The sequence below is a fragment of the Leuconostoc sp. BM2 genome (assembly GCF_002095565.1).
GTDB lineage: Bacteria > Bacillota > Bacilli > Lactobacillales > Lactobacillaceae > Leuconostoc > Leuconostoc falkenbergense.
Window position 1 is genome coordinate 1 of the sequence record NZ_MOWQ01000082.1, and the last position, 1,707, is coordinate 1,707.

2 protein-coding genes and 1 pseudogene are annotated in these 1,707 nt (G+C 35.1%); all 3 read right to left on the bottom strand.

Going from position 1 to position 1,707, the window contains the following annotated elements:
- Positions 1 to 340: 340 nt before the first annotated feature.
- Positions 341 to 445, bottom strand: a pseudogene (locus BMG01_RS10395) (helix-turn-helix domain-containing protein); the annotation flags it as partial.
- A 119-nt stretch (positions 446 to 564) separates the two neighbouring features.
- The gene (locus BMG01_RS10400) at positions 565 to 1,230 is read right to left on the bottom strand and encodes a hypothetical protein (protein ID WP_036068839.1); all 666 of its coding nucleotides are present in this window, start codon (positions 1,228 to 1,230) and stop codon (positions 565 to 567) included.
- 16 nt (positions 1,231 to 1,246) lie between these two features.
- The coding region (locus BMG01_RS10405) for a CHAP domain-containing protein (protein WP_143472301.1) at positions 1,247 to 1,707 on the bottom strand (461 nt) is incomplete at its 5' end.

The window sequence follows — 1,707 nt, forward strand, 5'->3', positions numbered from 1 at the left end:
TTAGATGTGTCCAAGTATATTCATTGGTTCAACAACGAAAGAATCAGTCTTGCCAATCAAAAAATAAAAGTTGCCTAATCAGTTCAGCCCTAGATAAAAAACATTCCGAATTATTGACTTATGAGCAAACGATATCAAGATGATTTGCTCTTATACTAAAAAACTTACTAACATTAAAGGTGAAGATTATTCTCGACGGAGATGATCTTCACCTTTTTTGGATTTATTCTAAAATTGGTAGTGAAACTTAGGTCGTTGGTCCTTTTGACACCAGATGTCGTAGAAAAAAAATGGCCATTTCACTGGCTTTACCACACAATTTGATCTTAGTAAGTTAGGCGCTAGACGGTGATCGGTTAATAAAACGTGCGATGGCACGAATCGAATAATTCAATTCCAGCAAAGTTTGAATGACAGTACGTTCTTGAGATGATAAACTAGTCATGAGTCGCAGTTCCTTTATGGTTGTTTTGGACAATTACCATTAAAGGCGCTGCGGCTTTTTTATTCAAGTGTTCGGTTTAATTTTACAATCTACCATATACTAAAATACTTATGACAATACTAATCACCTGATTGTTTGCGGTATACTGCATTATCAACGACTAATCGCAAAAATGTATTAAACTGATCAAATCCATAATCAATCCGTTTTTGAATAAACTCAATTTCAATATAGTGTCTAATATACTTAATTGTTTGATCGTGGATATTTTCCAATTGTGCAAAAAATAAAGCTTTGTTTTGAACTTGCAATTGCCGATATTGACCATGAATATGATCTATTGCTTGATTAACATGATCAATAACACTGCCGTCTAAGCCAACTTTTTCTAGCAATGCCTGATACTGTTTACGAATAGTTTTCATAGCGTCATTGATGACAGCTTCATCTTTATATTGATGTTCAATTAAACTAATTGTCTGATCTAAATTTTCTAATGCCTGATCACACGTTATTAATAATTCTACTAAACGTTCTACCTGCTTAATTTGCTCATATAAATCTTGCACTAAATAAGGTGTCATTCTATCGTCATAACGTTGATAGAAATGTGCCAATTCAATATAAACCGACTGCATAGCCTTGCTACTTAACTTGTTTGAACTCTGATAAGCCGTATATAAATGTAGATAATCATTTTTAACGGTTATAAATATTTCTTTCACCAAATGATAGGCACTATCTGGCAAAATACTAATATCTGATCCCACTTGTACTGCTGTCATACGCTATTTCCTTTCTTTACCAATGTAATTTATACTTTGAATTGTCACCAGGGTAAGCAAAGGTCATATCCCCATAACCAACGGCTTGACTGTCCCTAGCATACGATTTCTTAGGTACTAATGTAATTTCATAATCCTTACTAGTGCCTGCATTTTGTCCTGATTTAACGGCATTTTGATTAGCAATAATTAAGTCACCATTTGCCAAAACATGTAACACCACGCCTGTATGATTAGGACGATCAGAAGAGAATACTGCCCCAGCTTTTGGTGTCGTTGTAACCTTAACACCAGTCACTTTTGCCACTGCGTCTGCCGTCACATTACCATTACCTCTAAAAGTAAGGTTGGGTGACCAAATCGCATTCATATAGACTTGTGAAAAACCAGCACACTGATTGTAAGCGTCTGGTGTCGTTAAACGCCAGTCTAGTTTTTTGGACGTAATATTATGCACGTAGGGTTTAATGTCATCTG